The organism is Microbacterium sp. AK031, from assembly GCF_024807145.1.
GTDB lineage: Bacteria > Actinomycetota > Actinomycetes > Actinomycetales > Microbacteriaceae > Microbacterium.
Genome location: NZ_JANUCA010000001.1, coordinates 721,610 through 743,112, shown reverse-complemented (window position 1 = coordinate 743,112; position 21,503 = coordinate 721,610). Strand labels below are relative to the sequence as shown.

Annotated in this window: 25 protein-coding genes; 11 read left to right on the top strand and 14 right to left on the bottom strand. The window is 66.0% G+C overall.

What is annotated here, in order from left to right; all coding sequences use genetic code 11:
• Window position 1: 1 nt before the first annotated feature.
• Window positions 2-1,114, bottom strand: a complete 1,113-nt coding sequence (gene pdhA, locus HDC95_RS03535; RefSeq protein WP_396652667.1) for a pyruvate dehydrogenase (acetyl-transferring) E1 component subunit alpha — start codon at window positions 1,112-1,114, stop codon at window positions 2-4.
• A gap of 168 nt (window positions 1,115-1,282) precedes the next feature.
• Here pdhA and HDC95_RS03530 point away from each other — a divergent pair, with 168 nt between their 5' ends.
• Window positions 1,283-1,756, top strand: coding sequence for an Lrp/AsnC family transcriptional regulator (locus HDC95_RS03530; RefSeq protein ID WP_259061786.1), 474 nt, complete (start codon window positions 1,283-1,285; stop codon window positions 1,754-1,756).
• On the opposite strand, the gene HDC95_RS03525 is transcribed toward HDC95_RS03530, so the two are convergent.
• Window positions 1,728-2,627 carry an alpha/beta fold hydrolase gene (locus HDC95_RS03525; protein ID WP_259061785.1) on the bottom strand — a complete coding sequence of 300 codons (900 nt, stop codon included), beginning with the start codon at window positions 2,625-2,627 and terminating at the stop codon, window positions 1,728-1,730. The two genes, HDC95_RS03530 and HDC95_RS03525, sit on opposite strands and share 29 nt — an antisense overlap.
• A 60-nt stretch (window positions 2,628-2,687) precedes the next feature.
• Between HDC95_RS03525 and HDC95_RS03520 the strand changes: the two genes are divergently transcribed.
• Window positions 2,688-3,413, top strand: a complete 726-nt coding sequence (locus HDC95_RS03520) for an exonuclease domain-containing protein (RefSeq protein ID WP_259061784.1) — start codon at window positions 2,688-2,690, stop codon at window positions 3,411-3,413.
• Window positions 3,414-3,471: 58 nt separating this feature from the next.
• Here HDC95_RS03520 and HDC95_RS03515 read toward each other — a convergent pair whose 3' ends face one another.
• The 3 genes from HDC95_RS03515 to glgA all read right to left on the bottom strand — a co-directional run bounded on the left by HDC95_RS03515 (window position 3,472) and on the right by glgA (window position 5,799).
• Window positions 3,472-3,726, bottom strand: coding sequence for a type B 50S ribosomal protein L31 (locus HDC95_RS03515; RefSeq protein ID WP_259061783.1), 255 nt, complete (start codon window positions 3,724-3,726; stop codon window positions 3,472-3,474).
• A gap of 85 nt (window positions 3,727-3,811) precedes the next feature.
• Entirely contained in the window at window positions 3,812-4,597 is a 786-nt protein-coding gene (locus tag HDC95_RS03510) for an ABC transporter ATP-binding protein (protein WP_259061782.1), read from the bottom strand.
• 17 nt (window positions 4,598-4,614) lie between these two features.
• On the bottom strand, window positions 4,615-5,799 hold the full coding sequence (gene glgA, locus HDC95_RS03505) for a glycogen synthase (RefSeq protein ID WP_259061781.1): 1,185 nt from the start codon (window positions 5,797-5,799) through the stop codon (window positions 4,615-4,617).
• Window positions 5,800-5,845: 46 nt separating this feature from the next.
• On the opposite strand from glgA, the gene glgC reads away from it, so the two are divergent.
• The 3 genes from glgC (at window position 5,846) to HDC95_RS03490 (ending at window position 8,517) form a co-directional block, all read left to right on the top strand.
• A complete protein-coding gene (glgC, locus tag HDC95_RS03500; RefSeq protein WP_259061780.1) occupies window positions 5,846-7,090 on the top strand; it encodes a glucose-1-phosphate adenylyltransferase in 1,245 nt (414 codons plus the stop codon).
• A gap of 22 nt (window positions 7,091-7,112) precedes the next feature.
• Window positions 7,113-7,748: a phosphoserine phosphatase SerB gene (serB, locus tag HDC95_RS03495; protein ID WP_259061779.1), complete on the top strand. Its 636-nt coding sequence runs from the start codon at window positions 7,113-7,115 to the stop codon at window positions 7,746-7,748.
• Window positions 7,749-7,824: 76 nt separating this feature from the next.
• Window positions 7,825-8,517 carry an alpha/beta fold hydrolase gene (locus HDC95_RS03490; protein ID WP_259061778.1) on the top strand — a complete coding sequence of 231 codons (693 nt, stop codon included), beginning with the start codon at window positions 7,825-7,827 and terminating at the stop codon, window positions 8,515-8,517.
• A gap of 17 nt (window positions 8,518-8,534) precedes the next feature.
• Here HDC95_RS03490 and HDC95_RS03485 read toward each other — a convergent pair whose 3' ends face one another.
• Window positions 8,535-9,245, bottom strand: a complete 711-nt coding sequence (locus HDC95_RS03485) for a beta-ketoacyl-ACP reductase (protein ID WP_259061777.1) — start codon at window positions 9,243-9,245, stop codon at window positions 8,535-8,537.
• Between the two features lie 130 nt (window positions 9,246-9,375).
• On the opposite strand from HDC95_RS03485, the gene HDC95_RS03480 reads away from it, so the two are divergent.
• The 4 genes from HDC95_RS03480 to HDC95_RS03465 all read left to right on the top strand — a co-directional run bounded on the left by HDC95_RS03480 (window position 9,376) and on the right by HDC95_RS03465 (window position 11,439).
• Complete coding sequence (locus tag HDC95_RS03480) at window positions 9,376-9,927, top strand: DUF4190 domain-containing protein (RefSeq protein ID WP_259061776.1); 552 nt, start codon at window positions 9,376-9,378, stop codon at window positions 9,925-9,927.
• 89 nt (window positions 9,928-10,016) lie between these two features.
• Window positions 10,017-10,427, top strand: a complete 411-nt coding sequence (locus HDC95_RS03475; protein ID WP_259061775.1) for a DUF3099 domain-containing protein — start codon at window positions 10,017-10,019, stop codon at window positions 10,425-10,427.
• Window positions 10,424-10,618, top strand: coding sequence for a hypothetical protein (locus HDC95_RS03470; RefSeq protein ID WP_259061774.1), 195 nt, complete (start codon window positions 10,424-10,426; stop codon window positions 10,616-10,618). Before HDC95_RS03475 ends, HDC95_RS03470 begins: the two co-directional genes overlap by 4 nt.
• The gene (locus HDC95_RS03465; RefSeq protein WP_259061773.1) at window positions 10,615-11,439 is read left to right on the top strand and encodes an SURF1 family protein; all 825 of its coding nucleotides are present in this window, start codon (window positions 10,615-10,617) and stop codon (window positions 11,437-11,439) included. The genes HDC95_RS03470 and HDC95_RS03465 overlap by 4 nt, the downstream gene beginning before the upstream one ends.
• A gap of 43 nt (window positions 11,440-11,482) precedes the next feature.
• Here the strand turns inward: HDC95_RS03465 and trmD are convergent, their stop codons facing one another.
• From trmD to rpsP, 4 genes are read right to left on the bottom strand one after another with little or no spacing between them, the layout of a single operon-like run.
• Window positions 11,483-12,169 carry a tRNA (guanosine(37)-N1)-methyltransferase TrmD gene (gene trmD / locus HDC95_RS03460; protein ID WP_259061772.1) on the bottom strand — a complete coding sequence of 229 codons (687 nt, stop codon included), beginning with the start codon at window positions 12,167-12,169 and terminating at the stop codon, window positions 11,483-11,485.
• Window positions 12,170-12,189: 20 nt separating this feature from the next.
• Window positions 12,190-12,819, bottom strand: a complete 630-nt coding sequence (gene rimM, locus HDC95_RS03455; RefSeq protein WP_259061771.1) for a ribosome maturation factor RimM — start codon at window positions 12,817-12,819, stop codon at window positions 12,190-12,192.
• Window position 12,820: 1 nt separating this feature from the next.
• Entirely contained in the window at window positions 12,821-13,051 is a 231-nt protein-coding gene (locus tag HDC95_RS03450) for an RNA-binding protein (RefSeq protein WP_033106992.1), read from the bottom strand.
• A 5-nt stretch (window positions 13,052-13,056) separates the two neighbouring features.
• Window positions 13,057-13,488 (bottom strand): 30S ribosomal protein S16, encoded by a 432-nt coding sequence (gene rpsP, locus HDC95_RS03445; protein ID WP_259061770.1) that lies wholly within the window; start codon window positions 13,486-13,488, stop codon window positions 13,057-13,059.
• 202 nt (window positions 13,489-13,690) lie between these two features.
• Here rpsP and HDC95_RS03440 point away from each other — a divergent pair, with 202 nt between their 5' ends.
• Window positions 13,691-14,842 carry a glutamate--cysteine ligase gene (locus tag HDC95_RS03440; protein ID WP_396652630.1) on the top strand — a complete coding sequence of 384 codons (1,152 nt, stop codon included), beginning with the start codon at window positions 13,691-13,693 and terminating at the stop codon, window positions 14,840-14,842.
• Window positions 14,843-14,846: 4 nt separating this feature from the next.
• Here HDC95_RS03440 and glpK read toward each other — a convergent pair whose 3' ends face one another.
• Together glpK and HDC95_RS03430 are read right to left on the bottom strand one after the other, a co-directional pair.
• Window positions 14,847-16,346 (bottom strand): glycerol kinase GlpK, encoded by a 1,500-nt coding sequence (gene glpK / locus HDC95_RS03435; protein WP_259061768.1) that lies wholly within the window; start codon window positions 16,344-16,346, stop codon window positions 14,847-14,849.
• Window positions 16,347-16,452: 106 nt separating this feature from the next.
• Window positions 16,453-17,421 (bottom strand): sugar-binding transcriptional regulator, encoded by a 969-nt coding sequence (locus HDC95_RS03430; RefSeq protein WP_259062207.1) that lies wholly within the window; start codon window positions 17,419-17,421, stop codon window positions 16,453-16,455.
• 85 nt (window positions 17,422-17,506) lie between these two features.
• On the opposite strand from HDC95_RS03430, the gene HDC95_RS03425 reads away from it, so the two are divergent.
• On the top strand, window positions 17,507-19,225 hold the full coding sequence (locus HDC95_RS03425) for a glycerol-3-phosphate dehydrogenase/oxidase (protein ID WP_259061767.1): 1,719 nt from the start codon (window positions 17,507-17,509) through the stop codon (window positions 19,223-19,225).
• A gap of 57 nt (window positions 19,226-19,282) precedes the next feature.
• On the opposite strand, the gene ffh is transcribed toward HDC95_RS03425, so the two are convergent.
• Complete coding sequence (gene ffh / locus HDC95_RS03420; protein WP_259061765.1) at window positions 19,283-20,833, bottom strand: signal recognition particle protein; 1,551 nt, start codon at window positions 20,831-20,833, stop codon at window positions 19,283-19,285.
• 48 nt (window positions 20,834-20,881) lie between these two features.
• Window positions 20,882-21,469 carry a TetR/AcrR family transcriptional regulator gene (locus HDC95_RS03415; RefSeq protein ID WP_259061764.1) on the bottom strand — a complete coding sequence of 196 codons (588 nt, stop codon included), beginning with the start codon at window positions 21,467-21,469 and terminating at the stop codon, window positions 20,882-20,884.
• Window positions 21,470-21,503: the final 34 nt, after the last annotated feature.

Here is a 21,503-nt window from a genome sequence, read left to right as displayed (position 1 = left end):
CTCAGGCCTCCTCGAGCGACGACACGTATGCGGCGTATTCGTCACGCTGCCGGTCGATCCCGCAATGCGGCTCGGCGTACACGTTGTCGAACACGGCGAGCGGCTCGCGAGTCACCATGCCGAGGCATGCCGCTCGCATCTCGCGCGCCATGGTGTCGGCATCCGCCTGCGCGGCCGCCACGTGCTCGTCGTCGAGTTCGCCCGATGCGCGCAGGTGCGCCTCGAGCCGAGCGATCGGGTCACGTGCACGCCAGGCCTCGAGCTCGGCGGGATCGCGATAGCGGGTCGGGTCATCGGAGGTGGTGTGCGGACCCATGCGGTAGGTGACGGCTTCGATGAATGCGGGCCCCTTGCCTGCACGCGCATGGGCGAGCGCCCACCGCATCGCGGCCATGCAGGCGAGCACGTCGTTGCCGTCGACGCGGAGGCTGGGGATGCCGAATCCCGGCGCACGCCCCGCAATGGGGTACTGCGACTGCACGGCGACCGGCTCGGAAATGGCCCAGTGGTTGTTCTGGCAGACGAACACGACGGGTGCCTGGTACGACGCGGCGAAGACCATCGCCTCGTTCACATCGCCCTGGCTCGTGGCGCCGTCACCGAAGTAGGTGACGGCGACTTCGGGGGCTTTCTCGTGCTTGATGCCCATGGCGTAGCCGACAGCGTGCAGCGTCTGCGCACCGATGATGATCTGCAGCGGAGCGACGCGCATCTCGGCCGGATTGAACGGCGCGCCCTCTTCGCCTCGCCACACTCGCACGAAGTCGCCGGGCTGCGCGCCACGCGCGTAGATGACGCCGGTCTCGCGGTAGCTCGGGAAGACGAAGTCGATCGGGTCGATCGCGCGAGCGGTGCCGATCTGCGCTGCTTCCTGGCCGTTGCAGGGCGCCCACAGGCCGAGCTGCCCCTGGCGCTGCAGGGCGACGCCCTCGGCGTCGATGCGGCGCAGGATGATCATGTCGCGAAGCAGCGCGCGCAGCTGCGCGGCGTCGACGTCGGCGACGAACGGGTCGAGATCAGGGTTCTTCTGGCGGGTGCCGTCCGGCGCGAGAATTCTCTCGGACAGTTCCAGATCCTGCGTGGAGTCTGCGATCGGGGTGGTCTGCGGTGACATCATCGTCCTCCTGTCGTGTGTCTCCCTCGTGAGGAGCTGCACGCGTGCACCGACAACATAATCGGATGCTTCGAGGGTACGTCCGTTGATCAGCACGCTCAAGCATTCGAAACCTGCTTGAGCATGTTGCCCAGGACGTGCGCGGAGTGCCTGCTATGGTTTGGCACTATGCCCGCTCTCGATCGCGTCGATCTCGATCTGCTCGCCGTCCTCGCTGAAGACCCCCGCACGACGATCGTCGCGCTCGCCGAGACACTCGGCCTGTCACGCAACACGATCCAGGCGCGAATGGCGCGGCTCGAGCAGACCGGCGTGTTCCTCTCCTACGAACGCTCGTTCTCACCCGAAGTGCTCGGCTTTCCGTTGCAGGCCTTCGTCAGCATCGGGCTGCGGCAGACCGAGCTTCCTCGCATCACGGCAGAACTCGCTCGCATACCCGAGGTGCTGCAGGTGCACGGCCTCAGCGGTTCCATCGACCTGCTGGCCCGCGTTGCCTGTCGTGATGCCCGCCATCTGTTCGACACGGATGCCAGGATCCTGTCGATCGAAGGCGTCGACCGCACGGAGACGTCACTCGCGATGGGCGAGGTGATCCCCTACCGGGTCGCAGGGCTCATCGGCCTCGCGCGACGGGAACCCTGAGGAAGCGACGGATCGCTCCCGCCGCTTCTGCCGGGGTCTCATAGTGGATGAGGTGACCAACGTCGGCGATCTCGACGAGGGACGCGTCCGAGAAGAGCGTCGCAAGGTGTCGCTCCGCCGCGATCGGCGTGATGTCGTCCTTCTGCGCGGCGACCAGCAGCGTGGGGACGTCTATCTGCGGAGCGAAGACACGGACGTCATGCGAGACGCTTGCGACGAAGGCATCGCGCAGCACATCGCGATCGGCGAAGTCGGAGAAGTAGGTGTCGTGCTGATCATGGACGAAGCGGCGCAGTGCCCGATCCTTCGTCTTCGCCATCGTGATGCTCATGACACGGACGATCAGTCGATTGCGCAGCAGCGCGGTGCCGATCCGCGCGGGCAGCGCCGCTCCGAGGTCGTAGTACAAGACGGCGAGACGGGTCATCACGCCCTTGGGGCCCTCGAGCGCCGGGGCACCGATCGGGTTGATCAGGATGAGCCGGGGCGTCTCCAGCCCGTCGGCCACCGCTGCAGACGTGACGATCGAGCCGAACGAGTGCCCGAGGATGACGGCGCCGGGGGCGACGGCCGTGGCGAAGTCCTTCAACCAGTCTGCGTACGCGGCGAGATCGTGCGTACGCCCCGGAAGCGGTGGTGTCTCGCCGAATCCTGGCAGATCGGGAGCGATCACGCGCACTTCGGGGAGATAGGCCAGCACGGGCTCCAGTCCGTGGTGCTCGCCGCGGAAGCCGTGCACGGCGATCACCGTGGTCGATGAGTCGTGAGGGCCGTACACCCAGTACGCGGTCTTCGCGCCCGCGACCTCGACCTCATGGCGTTCGACCGGCAGACGGCTCAACCGGTCGGAATAGGGCGAGGGAACGGGCATGAGTAAAGTCTACGGGCGAGTCTGCGGGTCATTGTCTGAGGCCCTCCCTACCGTGGGGTCATGGCAAGCGATCTCGAACTCCCAGCCTGGCTCAGCCGCATAGGCGTCTTCGATCTTGAGACGACGGGCGTGGACGTCACCTCCGACAGAATCGTCACCGCGCACGTCGGCGTGCTCGATGCCAAGGGCCGAGAGATCGCCGCACGTTCCTGGCTCGCCGATCCCGGCATTCCCATACCGGATGGTGCGGCGGCCGTGCACGGTATCAGCACTGAGAAGGCGCGGAGCGAAGGTCGCATCGCGCGAGAGGTCGTCGCCGAGGTCACTGAGTCTCTGCGAGCACTGTTCACGCAGGGCATGCCGGTGGTCGCCTACAACGCGTCCTACGACTTCTCGCTGCTCACGCACGAGTGCCTGCGGCACGGCATCCCGCCGCTCGAGTCGCCAGGGCCGGTCATCGACCCGCATGTGATCGACAAGGCCGTCGATCGCTATCGCAAGGGCAAGCGCACGCTCGAGGTCGTCGCGGAGCATTATGCGGTGCGGCTCGATGGCGCGCACGAGGCTGCGGCAGATGCCATCGCCGCCGGTCGTGTCGCTCAGGCGATCGCCCGCAGCTTTCCGTTGGCCGCTTCAGCGCATGAACTGCACACGCAGCAGATCGGGTGGGCACGCACACAGGCCGAGAGCCTCACCGAGTACTTCATCCGGATCGGCCGGCTCGATGCCGAAGACACACTCGACGGCACCTGGCCGGTACGGCCGTCGGACGCAGCGCCCTTCTGACGAAGGTTGCACGAGAAAAGGCCCCGCCGAAGCGGGGCCTTTTCTCTGCGGGCAGAAGTTACTTGCTGCCGCCGAAGCCCTTGAAGCGCTGGTTGAACTTCTCGACACGACCGGCCGAGTCCATGATGCGCTGCTTGCCCGTGTAGAACGGGTGCGAGGACGAAGAGATCTCGACGTCGATGACGGGGTACTCGACGCCGTCGATCTCCATCTTCTTGTCGCTCGAGACGGTCGAGCGGGTGAGGAAGGTCTCGCCCGAGCCGAGGTCGCGGAACACGACCGCCTGGTAGTCGGGGTGGATGTCAGTCTTCATGCGTATTCCTTGGCTTGCGGGTGCGTACAGAGAAGAAGTCAAAAGGGTGCAGATGCACCAAGGGTCGAGTCTAGCAGACGGGATCTCATCCAGTGGCGCGCGCGGCGTACCTGCCGTCGGCAGCGCTGAGCGAGATCGGCATCCCGAAGGCTTCGGTCAGCGCATCCGCCGTCAGAGCGTCGGCGATGGGACCGGCCGCGACGATGCCGCCGTCGCGAATCAGCAGCACGTGCGTGAACCCGACCGGGATCTCTTCGACGTGGTGGGTGACCATGACCATGGCAGGGGTCGTCGGCGAGGATGCGTAGCCGCTGAGCAGACCCAGCAGCTCTTCGCGGGCGCCGAGGTCGAGCGATGCCGTCGGCTCGTCGAGCAGCAGCAGCTCAGGATCTGTCATGACGGCCCGCGCTATCTGCACGCGCTTCTGTTCGCCGTCGCTGAGCGTTCCGAACGTCCGATCGGCGAGGTGTTCGAGCTTCCACTCCCCCAGCACGCGCAGCGCTCGGCGCTCGTCGATGTTCTCGTACTGCTCGTTCCAGCGACCCGTCACGGAGTAGGCAGCGGTCAGGACGACATTGAGCACGCTCTCGTCGCGCGGGATTCGCTTCGCCATCGCCGACGAGGCGAAACCGATCCGTGGACGCAGTTCGAACACGTCGGTGCGCCCCAGCGTCTCTCCGAGGATCGTCACAGTGCCACCGCTCGGGTGCATCAGCGTGTCACCGAGCTGCAGCAGGGTCGTCTTGCCCGCGCCGTTGGGTCCGAGCACCACCCATCGCTGATCGTCTGCGACCTGCCAGGTCACATGATCGACGATGTTGCGCCCGTCACGGCGCACGACGACATCAGTGAAATCAAGAGCACTCGGCATGGTTCAAGCCTATCGGCTCAACCTGTCAGCTCCGCGTAGAGTGCCCGCGTGGTGTCGGCAATCGAACCCCAGCTGAACTCGCGGGCGGCGCGCTCACGTCCCGCCTCCCCATACGATGCGGCGCGCTCCGGATCCATCGCGACCTCGGTCAGTGTGCGCGCGAGATCGTCGACGTAGCGGTCCGGATCGACCGGTGTTCCCGTCCCGTCCGCCACCTGCTCGATCGGCACGAGCCGGCCGGTGACGCCGTCATCGACGACCTCCGGGATACCGCCCGTCGCCGTGCCGACCACGGCTGCGCCGCATGCCATCGCCTCAAGGTTGACGATTCCGAGCGGTTCGTAGACCGACGGGCACACGAACGTCGTGGCTGCGGTGAGGATCGCGGAGAGCTCGACTCGCGGCAGCATCCGCTCGATCCAGATGACACCGCGACGTGTCTCCTGCAGCAGGCGCACGCCCTCTTGGACCTCGGCCATGATCTCCGGTGTGTCCGGTGCGCCTGCGCACAGTACCAGCTGCACCTCCGACGGAAGCTCTGCGGCGGCACGCAGCAGATACGGCAGGCCCTTCTGCCTGGTTATCCGGCCGACGAAGACCACGGACGGACGAGCCGGATCCATGCCGATGCTCGCGAGGAACGCGGCATCCAGAACCGGCCGCCACTGTTCGACGTCGATTCCGTTGTGGATCACCCTCACCCGCGCCGGGTCCACACCGGGGTAGCTGCGCAGGATGTCGGCGCGCATCCCGCCGGACACGGCGACGATCGCCGCGGCGTTCTCATACGCGAGCTTCTCGATTCCGCTGGAGACCGCGTAGCCACCACCGAGCTGCTCGGCCTTCCATGGGCGCAACGGCTCCAGGCTGTGCGCCGTGAGCACGTGAGGGATGCCATGCAGCTGCGAGGCGACGTGTCCTGCGAAGTTCGCGTACCAGGTGTGGCTGTGCACCAGGTCGGCTCCGGCGATGTCGCCGACCATCGTCAAGTCGGTTCCGAGCGTCTGCACAGCCGTGTTCGCACCGGCCAGTTCCGTCGGCGTCCGATACGACCGCGTCCCCGCCTCGCCGCGATCGGCACCGAACGCGCGCACCTGCACTTCGATCGACCGACGCAGCGCGGATACGAGTTCCGCGACATGCACACCGGCCCCGCCATAGATCTCCGGCGGGTACTCCTTCGTGATCATGTCGACGCGCATGTCTGAACGCTAGTACAGCGACGCGTTCGGGATCTATGGTGGAGCCATGGCGGTCCCCAAGAAGGTTTTCGGCATCATCCTCGCCGGCGGCGAAGGCAAGCGACTCATGCCCCTGACGGCCGACCGTGCGAAACCGGCGGTGCCGTTCGGCGGCCAGTATCGGCTGATCGATTTCGCGATCTCGAACCTCATAAACTCGGGGCTGCGACAGGTCGTCGTGCTGACGCAGTACAAGTCGCACAGCCTCGATCGGCACATCTCGCAGACCTGGCGGATGTCGGCTCTGCTCGACTCATACGTCACGTCGGTGCCTGCGCAACAGCGGCTGGGCAAGCGCTGGTTCTCGGGCTCGGCGGATGCGATTCTGCAGAGCCTCAACCTGATCAACGACGAGAAACCAGACATCGTGGTGGTCATCGGCGCCGATCACGTCTACCGGATGGACTTCCGCCAGATGGTCAAGGCGCACATCGCCTCAGGAGCGAAGGCCACCGTTGCCGGCATCCGCCAGCCGCTCGCGATGGCGAACCAGTTCGGTGTGATCGATGCGGATCCCGACGGTTCGGGCCGCATCCGCGCATTCCTGGAGAAGCCGACCGACATCGAAGGCCTCGCTGATTCGCCCCACGAGGTGCTCGCCTCGATGGGCAACTACATCTTCGACACGGATGCGCTGGTCGAAGCGGTCGAGTCCGACGGCGAAGTGCCGACCTCGGCGCATGACATGGGAGGGGACATCATCCCCTACTTCGTCGAGCGCGGCGAGGCCGGCTATTACGATATGAAGCAGAACGACGTACCCGGCTCATCGCCCCGCGATCGCGCCTACTGGCGGGACGTCGGGACGATCGATTCGTTCTTCGACGCGCACATGGACCTCATCTCCACGCTGCCTGTGTTCAACCTCTACAACACGCTGTGGCCCATCCGCACGCAGAGCGTGAACGCCCCTCCGGCGAAGTTCGTGCGCGACGCCGTCGGACGGATCGGCAACGCGATCGACTCGATCGTGTCACTGGGATCCGTGCTCTCGGGAACGCATCTGGAACGCAGCGTCGTCGGTCCTGGGACACTCGCCGGCGGAGGTTCGACGATCACCGATTCGGTGCTCTTCGACCACGTCCACGTCGGACAGGGGGCTCGGATCCATCGTGCCGTGCTCGACAAGAACGTCGTCCTGCTCGACGGCGCCACCGTGGGGGTCGATCGGGAAAGAGACCTCGAGCGCGGCTTCACCGTGACGGATTCGGGGATCACGGTCGTCGGCAAGGGCGTGCAGATCGAACGGTGATGAGCGCGCTACGCTCGACCGTGTGACCTCTGCGCGTTTCCTCGTCGTCCTCGATGCCGATTCCACTCTGATCCGCAATGAGGTGATCGAGCTCCTCGCCGACGAGGCCGGCCGCCGCGACGAGGTGCAGCGCGCCACCGAGGCCGCCATGCGCGGCGACGTCGACTTCGCAGCGAGCCTTCGGTCCCGGGTCAAGGAGCTGAAGGGCGTTCCGACCGCCGCTTTCGCCCGGGTGCAGGCGCGCATCGAACCGACGCCCGGCGTCCGCGAGCTGACTGCGGCCGTGCACGAGAGAGGCGGTGTGGTCGCCGTCGTGTCCGGCGGATTCCACGAGGTCCTCGACCACATCGCGCCCGCTTTGGGCGTCGACAGATGGCGCGCCAACCGTCTCGACGTCGCAGACGGTCTGCTGAGCGGTTTCGTCGACGGCGAGATCGTGGATGCTGCGGCAAAGGCTCATGCGCTCACGGAATGGGCCGCCGAGCTCGATGTGCCCCTGGATGCCACCATCGCGATCGGGGACGGAGCGAACGATCTGCAGATGATGTCGGTCGCCGGTCTCGGCCTGGCGTTCAACGCCAAGCCGGCTGTACGAGAGGCCGCAAGCCTGATAATCGGGCCTCAGGATCTCAGCGCAGTCATCGCGCTGCTTCCGTGACCTCACGCCGCCTGACAGGTTGTTGATCCCGCTCCATCTTCTAGCGGTTGTCGGAGCCCGCGCGTAGCGTCGCTGTATGGACATCATTCTCGTACCGGGTCTCTGGCTCGACGCATCCTCGTGGGACGACGTCACGCGTGCTCTCGAGGCCGCCGGGCATCGTGCCCGTCCGCTCACGCTTCCTGGCGTCGGCGAAGCTGCCGTCAGGTCGGCCGATATCGGAATCAGCGATTGGATCGAGGCGGTTGTCGCACAGATCGATGCGAGCACCGGGTCCGTCGTGCTCGTCGGCCACAGCGGCGGCGGCAATGTCGTTTGGGGCGCGGCAGATGTGCGGCCCGACCGCGTGGCGCGCGTCATCCTCGTCGACACCGTGCCGCCGCCGCCCGGTTCGGCGATCTCGGAGTTCCCCGTCGTGGACGGCGTCATCCCGTTCCCCGGCTGGGAGCACTTCCCCGAAGAGGACGTGCACGACATCGACGCCGAGACGCGAGCGCGCACACTGCCGCTGACAGCATCGGTACCCGCACGAGTCCCGACCGATCCCGTCGTGCTGTCCGGTGACCGTCACCGCGTGCCGGTCACCATGCTGATGGGTTCTCTCGATCAGGGCGAGCTCGAGGCGCAGCTCGACCAATGGGGGCCGTACGCCGACGAATACCGCGCGATCCATGACGTCACGGTCACGAAGATCGACTCGGGGCATTGGCCGCAGTTCACCCAGCCCGCACGTCTCGCCGAGCTGATCGACGCGGCGTCGGCGCTCTGACCGTTCCGCGCAGCGGATCAGTGGCCCATTCCCAGGCCGCCGTCGACAGGGATGACAGCACCTGAGATGTACGCCGCATCGTCTCCCGCGAGCCAGGTGACGACTCCGGCGACTTCGTCGGGCGTGGCGAAGCGACCTGCCGGAATGTTGGCCTTGTACTGCTTCTGGGTGTCTTCGGGGAGCTCAGCAGTCATGTCGGTCTCGATGAATCCCGGAGCGACGACGTTCGCGGTGATGCCGCGCGCGCCGAGTTCGCGGGTCAACGACCGGGCGAACCCGACCAGGCCGCTCTTCGAGGCGGAGTAGTTCACCTGTCCGGCCGATCCGTACAGCCCCACGACGCTGGAGATGAGGATGACGCGTCCGAAGCGTGCCCGCAGCATGCCCTTCGACGCACGTTTGACGACCCGGAACGCTCCACCGAGGTTCGTCGCGACCACGCTGTCGAAGTCGTCCTCGCTCATGCGCATGAGGAGCGTGTCCTTGGTGATACCGGCGTTCGCCACGACGATCTCCACCGGACCGAGTTTCGACTCGACTTCGGTGAAAGCAGCGTCGATGGATGCCGCATCCGTCACATCCGCGCGCACGGTGAGCGCGCCTTCGGGACCCTCACCGCTGCGCGCCGTGACAGCGACGCGATAGCCGTCGCTTATGAAGCGTTCGGCGATGGACCGGCCGATGCCGCGGTTTCCTCCGGTGACGAGGACGACACGTTCTGAACTCATGATCTCTCATTCCCACTGGTGCTCGGTCGGGCCCGAGCCATCCTATCGGTGCGTCGGCATCCGTTGAGGTCCGCCCGGATTGACACCGGGACGGCCGACTGGAACTCTGGGGACGACGGAAGGCAACGCCATGAGCGACGACAGCACCACACCAGCGACTGGACCGGCTGTCCCCGCGACGCCCGTCGATGGCGGCCCGCATCCGTACCCCGGTGCCCCTGCCCAGAGCACGCCGGCGTATCCGGGAGCACCGTCATATCAGCCTCCGGCGGCATACCCGCCGGCCCAGCCGTACGCATCGACCCAGGCATATCCGCCGGCTCAGCCACACGCATCGGGCCACCCGTACCCGACGACGCAGCCGTACTCGGTCGGACAGCCTTATGCCGCGCCCCTGCCGACCAGCGGACTGGCCGTGGCTGCTCTCATCACCGGCATCGCGGGCATCGTCCTGAGCTTCGCCGTCTTCCCGCTGCTCGCGTCAATGGCGGCGATCATCACCGGACACATGGCTCTGAAGCAGACGCAGCCGGGTTCCGCGATCGGCGGCCGCGGCATGGCGATCGCGGGGCTCATCCTCGGCTACGTCGGCGTCGCGATCCTCGCGCTCATCGTCATCGTGTCGATCTTCTCGCTCCTCTTCATCGGGTCAATCGGCTTCCTTCCGCTGCTCCTCTCCTGACCCGCGATCAGGACACGAAGCGGCGTTCCGACACGTCGCACGCGGCGTAGGCTTGAACTACTGTGAATCGCTCTCGTCATGCCCCAGCCGTGACCTCCCTGCCGCAGGCTCCGCAGGATGAGGCAACTGGTCGCGTGCGCCGTTATGTGCTCACCATGGTCATCCGGATGGTGTGTTTCGGGCTCACGATCTTCGTGACGCCCTACGGCTGGTACACCTGGGTGTTCGCGATCGCCACGGCTGTGCTGCCGTACATCGCGGTCGTGTTCGCCAATGCGGTGAGCCCGACGACGACACCGGGCGCCGAGTCGCCCACGCAGCAGCTGACTGCGGCGACCACGCAGGGCACCACGGCCGATGAGCCGTCCGATGAGACCACCATCACGATCCACGAGAATCGCAGCGAGCCGAACGCAGCCGAGGCGCAGGCGAAGCCTGACGACGGCCAGGGCGACGATGAGCGCGATGCACAGAAGAAAGATGGAGACGGCGAAGCGTGACCGAGTTCGAATGCTCGCGCGCCGGTTGCCGCACCCGAGCCACCCAGCAGGTCGTCTGGCGCAATCCTCGCATCCACTCCGCTGATCGCGAGAAGATCTGGCTGGCCTGCGACGAGCACGTCGAGTTCCTGCACGACTATCTCGCGGCGCGTGACTTCCCGGTGACGGTTCGCGAAGGGCTGCCCGCATGAACAATCGTCTCGTGCGCTGGGGCATGTACGTGCTCATCGCGATCGCGTTCGCCGTGGCATGCGCGTTCCTCGCCAACTGGCAGTTCGACCGCAACGAGAGTCGGGCTGAACAGCTCTCGCTCGTCGAGCGCAACTACGACGCGACGCCGATATCTCTCGCCGATGCGATCGCCGCCGATGGTGCTCTCGATCCCGACGACGAGTGGCATCCCGTGCTGCTGCACGGCGAGTACCTCTCTGATGAAGAGGTCCTCGTGCGCAACCGCCCGCACGGCGGAACAAGCGCGTTCGAGGTGCTCGTCCCCTTCCAAGACGTCGACGGCCGCGTGTTCATCGTCAACCGCGGCTGGGTGCCACCGGGTGAAGAGGCGACCCCTGACGTCGTTCCAGATGCACCATCGGGCATGGTCGACGTGATCGTGCGACTGCGCCCGGGCGAGCCGCTGCCGACATCAGGTCGCAGCGCCCCCGAGGGCCAGGTGCCGACGATCCATCTCCCCAGCATCGCCGCCGCGGCGCAGGGCGATGTCATCACCAGTGCGTACGGTCTGCTCGTGAGCGAAGACCCTGCGCCAGAGACGCTGCTCGGCACGTTCGACTCCCCCACCGAGGATCCTGGCCCCCACCTGTCGTACGCGATCCAGTGGATCCTTTTCGCTCTGATGGGTTTCATCTTCATCGGCTACATGATCCGCACAGAGATCCAGAAGCATCGCGAAGAGGTGGAGGGCCGCCCAGCACCCGTGATGCAGCGTCGTCGACGCGATCACGATGCGGACGCCGAAGATGAGCTGCTCGACGACGTCGAAGCCCGCGTCTGAGGCCGGCGCGCCAGCGCGATCGACCGAACGGCAGATGCGAGCGTCAGTCGCTCAGCAGGTCTGGACGCCGACTCTCGGTGCGCGCCAGCTGCTGCTCACGGCGCCACGCTGCGATCGCTGCGTGATTACCGCTGAGCAGTACGTCGGGCACTGCACGTTCGCGCCATTGGGAAGGCTTCGTGTAGGACGGATACTCCAGCAGGCCATCCTCGTGCGACTCCTCGACCAGGCTGTCCGGATTCCCGACGACCCCGGGGATCAGGCGTCCGATCGCCTCGATCATCGCCATCGCGGCCACTTCTCCCCCGTTGAGCACATAGTCGCCGAGGCTGACTAGGCGCACGTCGCCGAGGGACGCTGCGTACTCGAAGACGCGCTCATCGATGCCTTCGTATCGTCCGCAACCGATGATCAGGTGCGTCCGCTCTGAGAGTTCTCGCGCCGTCGTCTGGTGGAATACTTCGCCCGCAGGAGACGGGAAGATGATCGTCGGACGGACAGAGCCCGCAGCGAGCTCGTCGAGCGCGAGTGCCCAGGGTTCGGGCTTCATGACCATGCCCGCTCCCCCGCCGTACGGGGTGTCATCGACAGTGCGGTGCCGATCGCTGGTCCAGTCACGCAGGTCGTGGATGCGCAGATCGAGGATGCCGGTCTCGCGCGCCTTGCCAAGCAGCGACAGCGTCAGCCCGTCGAAGTACGACGGGAAGATGGAGACGACGTCGATGCGCATGCGTTGATGGTAGCGATCGATCAATCGGCGGCTGCGTCGCCCTCGGCGGCCGGCTTCGACTCGTCGATATCCGCGGCATCGGCACCGGCATCCGGAAGCTCTTCGAACAGACCGGCGGGTGGTGTGATCACGACGCGACCGGCGGCGACATCGACGGATGGCACGATCGCCTTCACGAACGGGACCATGACCTCGCGCTCGGCGCCTGAATCGGAAGGACGAACGATCAGGAGGTCCTGCGCCGGCATGTGCTCGACTCGAGCCACCTTCCCGATGACCGTCTCATCGCGGACCACGTCGAGTCCGACGAGCTGGTGGTCGTACCAGGCGTCGTCCTCTGCCTCGTCAGCGTCCTGATCGATCCACAGGATCGCGCGCACAAGGCCTTCGGCTGCCTCGCGGTCCTCGATGTCTTCGAAGAAGACGACGGGGTTGCCGTTCATGACCCGATACTCACGGACCGTGACGCTCTTGCCATGCCACGGAGATGCCTCAGGCACCTGCAACGTGAACTCGGCACCCGTCACGAACCGGCGTTCGGGGTTGTCTGTGTACAGCTCCAGCTTGAGAGCGCCCTTGAGGCCATGGGCCTTGACGAGGCGCCCGACGCGCAGCTGGTTCTTGCCCTGGTTTCGGTCTTTCGACACCACGTCAGTCGTCCGCGACGTCGACGCGAACGCGACGCCCGTCCGCCAGGGCGGTGATGAGCGTGCGCAGTGCCTTTGCGGTGCGGCCGCCGCGCCCGATCACGCGCCCCCGATCGTCGGGGTGCACGCGCACCTCGAGCAGGTCGCCTCGCGGCGACGTGGAGGCGTTGATCTGGACATCTTCAGGGTGATCGACGATCCCCTTGACGATGTGTTCGAGCGCGGCGGCGAGCACGGCGATTACTCGGCGTCTGCGGCGGGAGCCTCAGCGGCCTCCGCGTCGGCAGCGGCGGGAGCCTCCTCAGCGGGAGCCTCCTTCTTCTCCGCCTTCGGCTTGACGACAGACTTCTTGGCAGCGTCGATCTCGAAAGGCACCTTCGGAGCCTTGACCTGAACGGTCGAGACTGCGTCCTTGTCACCCTTGAACTTGCCCCAGTCGCCCGTGAGCTTGAGGATGGCGGTGACCTGCTCGGACGGCTGTGCGCCGACGGACAGCCAGTACTGTGCGCGCTCCGAGTCGACCTCGATGAACGAGGGCTGCTCGGTGGGGTGGTACTTGCCGATCTCCTCGATCACTCGACCGTCGCGCTTGGTGCGCGAGTCGGCGACGACGATGCGGTAGTAAGGCGCGCGGATCTTGCCCATGCGCTTGAGACGAATCTTGACAGCCACGATTCTCCTGAATTGTGTGGAAGGAAACGAACTGGTCGCCTGGAGAGTGGGGTGCACACCCGGCGGAAGCTCAAATGAGTGGACTCGTTCTGGATAGAGGGTCGAGAACGTCGTCCGACCCTCTATTCTGCCAGATTCGGAGGCGAGTCGCGAAACGAGGCGACACACGGTCATCCGTGTCGTGGAACCTGCGTGTCAGACTGTGCACGTGACGCAAGAATTCACTGATTCCCCTCGATCCACAGTGGGACTCGAATGGGAGATCATGCTCGCCGATCCGGCGACAGGAGACCTCGTCGGACGCGCCCCCGAGCTGCTGGCCGCGCTCGAGGATGAGAGCGCACCTGAGCGCCACACTGTTACGGGAGAACTCCTCACGAACACGATCGAGGTCACCAGCGGCATCGGCGAATCGGTGGCTCATGCGATCGGCGACATCGCGAACGCGATCACGGCGGTGCGTGCGGCCACAGATCCGGCCGGCATCGAGCTGCTCTCCGCCGGCAGTCATCCCTTCGCACAGTGGTTCGACCAGCAAGTCACGGACAAGACGCGCTATCACCACCTGATCGAGCGCACGCAATGGTGGGGCCGCAACATGATGATCTGGGGCATCCATGTCCACATCGGTGTCGAGGATCGCGACAAGGTCTTCCCCATCATCAACACGCTGACCGCATACCTTCCTCATCTGCAGTCGCTCGCGGCGTCGAGCCCGTTCTGGGCGGGCGAACGCACCGGCTATGCGTCGAATCGGGCTTTGGTGTTCCAGCAGCTGCCGACAGCGGGGCTGCCCTGGGCGCTGCACTCCTGGACGGAATTCGAGCGCTATCTCGACGACATGGTCCGCACCGGTGTAATGGCCGACGCCACGGAGGTGCGCTGGGACATCCGCCCTGCTCCCCGGTGGGGAACGATCGAGGTGCGCGCCTGCGACGGACTGTCGACGCTTTCAGAGCTCGCCTCCGTCGCCGCCCTCGTGCAGGTGCTCGTCGAGCATCTGTCCCGGTTGCTGGATGCCGGGGAGACTCTGCCGACTTTGCCTCCATGGTTCCACCGCGAGAACAAGTGGAGGGCAGCGCGCTACGGGCTGGACGCCCGCGTGATCGTCGACGCCGAAGGCACGCAGCGATTGGTTCGCGAGCATCTCGTGGAGACAGTGACCGCACTCGCGCCGATCGCTGTGGACTTGGGGTGCGAGAGCGAGTTCGCCGGAATCAGTACGATCCTCGACGGCGGCGCGAGCTACGAGCGCCAGCTGGCGGTGGCGGATGCGGCTGGCGCCGACCTCGGCGCGGTCGTTCAACACCTCATACGGGAGTTCCGCTCCGGTCCCGGTGCACCCGTGATCTGACGTCTCAGTCCTCGTCGACCCAGTCGAATGTACGGGTGACGGCCTTGTGCCACCGGGCCATGAGGCGTTCACGTTCGTCTGCTTCGATGCTCGGCTCCCACCGCTCATCCTCGCTCCACAGCGTTCGAAGCTCATCGAGGTCGGCCCAGACTCCGACCGCGAGTCCCGCCGCGTACGCCGCGCCGAGTGCAGTCGTCTCGATGATGGCCGGGCGGATGACGGGAACGCCCAGCACATCCGCCTGGAACTGCATCAGCGCCGAGTTGCCGACCATCCCGCCATCGACCCGCAGCTCTTCCAGCGGCACCTTCGTGTCGGCGATGACGGCATCCAGAACCTCACGTGTCTGGAAGGCGACCGCCTCGAGAGCAGCGCGGGCGATGTGCCCCTTGTTCGCGAAGCGAGTCAGTCCGAGGATCGCGCCACGCGCGTCCGGGCGCCAGTACGGCGCGAACAACCCGGAGAACGCCGGAACGATGTAGACGCCGCCGTTGTCCTCCACCGTGAGCGCAAGCTCTTCCACCTCAGGGGCGTCCTTGATGATCCCGAGATTGTCGCGCAACCACTGCACGAGCGACCCGGTCACGGCGATCGAGCCCTCCAGCGCATACCGAGGAGCATCATCTCCGAGCCGGTACGCGACGGTCGTGATCAACCCGTTCTCGCTTTCGACGATCTCCTCCCCGGTGTTCACGATGAGGAAGTTGCCGGTGCCGTATGTGTTCTTCGACTCTCCGGCCCCGAACGCCACCTGCCCGAACGTCGCCGCCTGCTGGTCTCCGAGGATTCCCGCGATCGGGATGCCGTCCAGCGCAGTGCCGACGACCTCGCCGTACACCTCGGACGAGGAGCAGATGGTCGGGAGCATCGCGCGCGGCACCCCGAAGGCCTCGAGCAGCGTGTCATCCCAATCAAGCGTGCGCAGGTCCATCAGCAGTGTGCGACTGGCGTTGGTCACGTCCGTGGCGTGCACTCCGCCGTCGATGCCTCCGGTGAGGTTCCAGAGGACCCATGTGTCGGTCGTGCCGAACAGGAGATCGCCCTTCTCGGCACGCTCGCGGGCACCGTCGACGTTGTCGAGGATCCAGGCGATCTTGGAGGCCGAGAAGTACGTGGCGAGCGGCAGCCCGGTGATCTCGGCGAAACGGCGGACGCCGCCGTCTGCCGCCAGCGCGTCGATGAACGGCTGCGTGCGGGTGTCCTGCCAGACGATCGCGTTGTGGACGGGCTCCCCTGTCGCGCGATCCCACACCACGACCGTCTCACGCTGGTTGGTGATCCCGATCGCCGCCACTTCGGATGCTGTGACACCGGCGTTCTGGACTGCCACATCGATCACGGCCTGCGTGTTCTGCCAGATCTCACTCGCATCGTGCTCGACCCAACCCGCCTGCGGGAATATCTGCTCGTGCTCACGCTGGCCGGTGGCGACTATGGCTCCGCGGTCGTTGAAGACGATCGCTCGTGTGCTCGTTGTGCCCTGATCGATGGCGACGATGTGCATAGGTGTTCTCTCCAGCCGGTGACGGCGTTGTCCGCTTGGCAACCCAGCCTAGAAGAACGCGGCCGGATGTCTCAGTCGCCCTGCACGAATGTGCAGTGCGTGATCGTCATGAATCGATGAGCATCTCGGCGAGGTACTCATCGAGAACCAGGTCCGTGATGAGCCTGGTGGCGATCGCGCCTCGCAGGCTCGGCAGCTTCTGCGCCCCGGCGACCGCGCAGATCCGCCGGGAGGCCCTGCCGAGCACCGAGAACGCGGGACCTGTGGCCCTCTTGTTCAGTTCGATGTCCTTCCAGCTGCCGTCCTGACGGTAGAACACGGTGGCGATGTCACCGACGACCTTGTCCTGCCTGAGGCTGCGATAGTCTTCGCGGTCGAGGTATCCGCCGATGTAGACGCGGCTGGGGACCTCGGCGAACGGAGAGCCGAGACCGAACAGGATCACATCAGCGCGCGCTTGCAGGTCGAGTACCCGACGCGTACTGCGCTCGCGCCACATCGCGTCCTTGGTGCGCGGATCATCGAAGAATGTCGGCACGGGGAACTGCTGGATGCTGGCGCCGAAGGCCTGTCCGAAGCGGTGCAGGATCTCACTGGCGTAGTCGACGCCGCTCGTGAACGTGTTGCCGGCACCGTTGAGCTGCAGCACGGTCGAATTGTGCGTCTCCTTCTTCGGAAGGTGTCTGCTGATGCCGTCCAGTGTCGATCCCCAGGCGATGCCGAGGGTCATGTTCGAGTCGAAGTAGAGCGGCAGCAGACGTGCGGCGCTCATGCAGACGCGCTCGAACCGTTCGACATCCGAGAGATTCTCCGAGGTCGGGACGACGTGCGCGGCGATGCCGAAGCGGGAGCGGATCGCCTCTTCGAGTCGCAGCCCCTGCCCCTGCGGTTGATGAATCTGAATCTCGACGAGACCGGTCTCTCTCGCGTGGCTCAGGAGCCTGGACACGGAAGACCGCGACGTACGCAGCTCTCGCGCGATCGCATCCATCGTCATGTCCTGGAGGTAGTACATCTGCGCAGCTCTCAGTGCGGTGGCTGCCCTCGGATCGCTCAGCGTCGTCGCCGTCATCATGATTCCTCGCACGTTCGTGCACTCCGCTTGCGCAGGTGTGCTGTCGAGCACAGGCTATACCTTGAAGGCCGAACGAGGAGAGACGATGAGTGAGCGCAACAGCACCGTCATGGAACGAGAAGGCGTGCGCGCAGCGCGCGAGAGCGGACGCACTTCGGTCGTCGTGATCGGCGCGGGGATCAACGGGATCTCGACGTTCCGAGACCTCGCGATGCAAGGAGTGGACGTGCTGCTGATCGACCGAGCCGACTTCGCCTCTGGTGCGACTGCGGCATCCAGTCACATGATCCACGGCGGCATCCGCTACCTCGAGAACGGCGAGTTCCGTCTGGTGAAGGAATCCGTGCAGGAGCGCAACGGCCTGCTGAAGATCGCGCCCCACTACGTCAAGCCGCTCGAGACGACGATCCCGATCTACTCCACCTTCTCGGGAATCCTCACCGCACCGCTGCGCTTCCTCACCCATCGGCAGGGAAAGCCGCAGGAACGCGGCGCGTTCCTGATCAAGCTCGGCCTCACGCTGTACGACACGTTCTCCCGTGACGGCGGCAGCGTCCCCCGTCATCGCTTCCTCGGCCGCAAGAAGTCGCTCGCGCAGCTTCCGAAGCTGGATGCGAACATCAAGTACACCGCGACCTACTACGACGCGTCGGTGCACGATCCTGAGCGGCTCGCGCTGGACGTGCTCCGCGATGGTGAGTCCGCGCACTCTGGGGCACGCGCGCTCAACTATGTCGAGGCCGTCGGGCTCGATGACGATGGCGTGCGGCTTTATGATCGCGAGACCGGAGTCGAATTCCACATCAGCGCCGATGTCGTCGTCAACGCATCCGGACCCTGGACGGATCTCACGAACGAGGCGCTGGGCACCGACACGGCGTTCATGGGCGGCACCAAGGGTTCACACATCGTGCTCGACCACCCCGAGCTGCTCGAAGCCACGGGTGGGCGTGAGATCTTCTTCGAGCATTCGGATGGCCGCATCGTGCTCATCTATCCGCTCAAGGGCCGCGTACTCGTCGGCACCACCGATCTTGAGGCCGACCCGCGTGAGCCCGCGCGCTGCACGGACGAAGAGGTCGACTACTTCTTCGACCTGATCGGTCATGTTTTCCCGACGATCTCCGTCGATCGGTCACAGATCGTGTACCGCTACTCCGGCATCCGTCCGTTGCCGCACCACGACGACACCGCTCCCGGCTTCGTCTCGCGCGACTACCGGATCGAACGGCGCAAGGACGCCGGCTCCCCCGCCGTGTTCAGCCTCGTCGGCGGCAAGTGGACGACGTTCCGCGCTCTGGGCGAGAACCTCGCCGATCATGTGCTGGAGGAACTCGGGCGCCAGCGGGTGGCCAGCACGGTCGGCGTGCGCATCGGCGGCGGAAGCGGCTATCCGCGTACGCCACGTCGCCGCATCGAGTGGCTGCGCCAGAACGTCGGCGACACCGATCGCGGTCGCACGCTCTTCGTCCGCTACGGAACGCGCGCGTCAGATGTCGCGGACTTCCTCGCCGATGGCGATGACGAGCCGGTCGTCGGGGATGCGTTGTCAACCCGCGAGCTCGCCTGGATGGTCGAGCGCGAGCAGGTCTGCCATGTCTCTGACGTCATCTTCCGACGGACGAGCCTCGCCTTCACCGGAGATGCGGACGCGACGGCCGTGCAGGCGATCGCCGGCGCCCTGGCGCCGCTTCTGGGCTGGGATGCCGCGCGGACCGCGTCCGAGATCGACGACACTTCGACACAGCTGTGCGAGGCCCACGGCGTCGATCTCGCGGCCGCCGCCGTTCCCGTGGGTCGTTGAGCGAGCGCCAGCGAGACGAGATGGGTTGAGCGAGCGCCGGCGAGTCGAAGCCTGAGCTCAGCCCTTGCCGAACAGTTTCTGGATCTCGGCCAGATCCGCTTCGGTCGGCGCCTTCTGACCACCGAGGCCGAATCCCGAGCCCGTCGAGGGACCGGTCGGCAGACCGGCGTTCTCGGCAGCGCGCTTGGCCGGGTTCCCCGACCGCGATGGCCCCTTGGCCTTGCCCTTCTTGCCGCGCTTGGACGAAGCGCCGGGACGCCCCATGCCAGGCATCGAGCCCATGCCCGGGATGTTCGGAGTGCCCCCGCGCGCGACGGTCTTCATCATCTTCGCCGCCTGATCGAAGCGCTGCACGAGCTGGTTCACGTCGGTGACGGTCATGCCGGAGCCCTTGGCGATGCGAATGCGGCGCGAGCCGTTGAGGACCTTGGGGTTCTGTCGCTCGCCCGGCGTCATCGACCGGATGATCGCCTCAGTGCGATCGATCTCCTTCTCGTCGAAGTCTTCGAGCTGCTGCTTCATCTGGCCCATACCCGGGAGCATCCCGAGCATCTTCTTCATCGAGCCCATCTTCTTCATCTGCTGAAGCTGGCCGAGGAAGTCCTCAAGAGTGAACTGGTCGGTCGCGAACTTCTCCGCGACCTTCTGCGCTTCTTCCTCGTCGAAAGCCTGCTGAGCCTGCTCGATGAGGGTGAGGATGTCACCGAGGTCGAGGATGCGGCTCGCCATGCGGTCGGGGTGGAACGGTTCGAGGTCGTCCAGACCCTCACCGGTGGAGGCGTAGATGATCGGACGGCCGGTGACCGATGCCACCGACAGCGCAGCGCCGCCTCGCGCGTCGCCGTCGAGCTTGGAGAGCACGACGCCGGTGAAGTCGACGCCCTCCTGGAAGGCCTTCGCCGTGTTGACGGCATCCTGACCGATCATCGCGTCGATGACGAACAGGACCTCGTCGGGGTTGACGGCCTTGCGGATGTCGGACGCCTGCTTCATGAGGTCGGCATCGACGCCGAGCCGGCCGGCGGTGTCGATGATGACCACGTCGTGCTGCTGACGGCGGGCGTGCTCCACGCCGTCGCGAGACACCTTGACGGGGTCACCGACGCCGTTGCCCGGTTCGGGCGCGTAGATGGTGGCACCGGCCTGCTCTGCGACCACCTGCAGCTGGTTCACGGCGTTCGGGCGCTGGAGGTCGGCAGCGACGAGAAGCGGGGTGTGGCCGTCCTTCTCCAGCTGCTTCGCCAGCTTCCCGGCGAACGTCGTCTTACCGGAGCCCTGGAGGCCCGCGAGCATGATGACAGTCGGCGGGGTCTTCGCGAACTCGAGACGACGCTGCTCTCCGCCGAGGATCTGCACGAGTTCCTCATTGACGATCTGCACGACCTGCTGGGCGGGGTTCAGAGCCTTGCTGACCTCGTCGCCGAGCGCGCGCTCGCGAACCTTCGCGGTGAACTCCTTCACGACGACGAGCGCGACGTCAGCGTCCAGCAGCGCGCGACGGATCTCGCGCACGGTGCCGTCGACGTCGGCCGCGGTGAGCTTTCCCTTCGTGCGAAGGTTGCGGAATGTCTCGGTGAGCCGATCGGAGAGCGTGCCAAAGGTAGCCATGGTGCTTTCGATTCTACGCGAGCGGATGCGGCGAACGCTGTCCAGGCGTCAGGCACGCCACGGAAGATCGTGGATGCTCGCCAACGCCTCCTCGAACAGCGCCTCCGGAGAGCCGTGCCCGGCCCCTCGCTCTGCCCACACGCGCAGCGAGGACAGCACGGCGGCCGCGTGAGCGGCACCGAGGATGTCGGCGCGGATCGCGCTGATCCCGCTGCGGCACGCGGCATCCGCGATTCCCGCAGCGAGGCGGGCGTGACGCAGACCAGTGTCGCGGACCAGTTCCTCCTCAAGTCCCATGGCGGTCGCGTTGCGCAGCGCGAGAGCCAGCGGATCAGGCGCGAAGTCGCTGACCACATCAGACAGGATGCCCCGCACAGCGGCGGCGTCGGCATCCGCCCTCAGTCCGCCCAGGGCGACGATCGCGGTATCGATCCTGGCGTCCAACCCTGACCAGAGCACATCGCTCTTCGACGAGAAGTAGTTGAAGAAGCTCGAGCGACTCACGCCGGCCCGTTGCGTGATGTCGGCCACCGAGGTCGCGTCGTATCCCTGTTCCAGGAACAACTCGCACGCCGCCTCGGCAAGCACCTCGCGCGACGAGGCGCGGGGGCGTCCGGCGCGCGGTTCGATGGTCATCCACTTACCGTACCGCGCGTGCGTTCTCGACCGG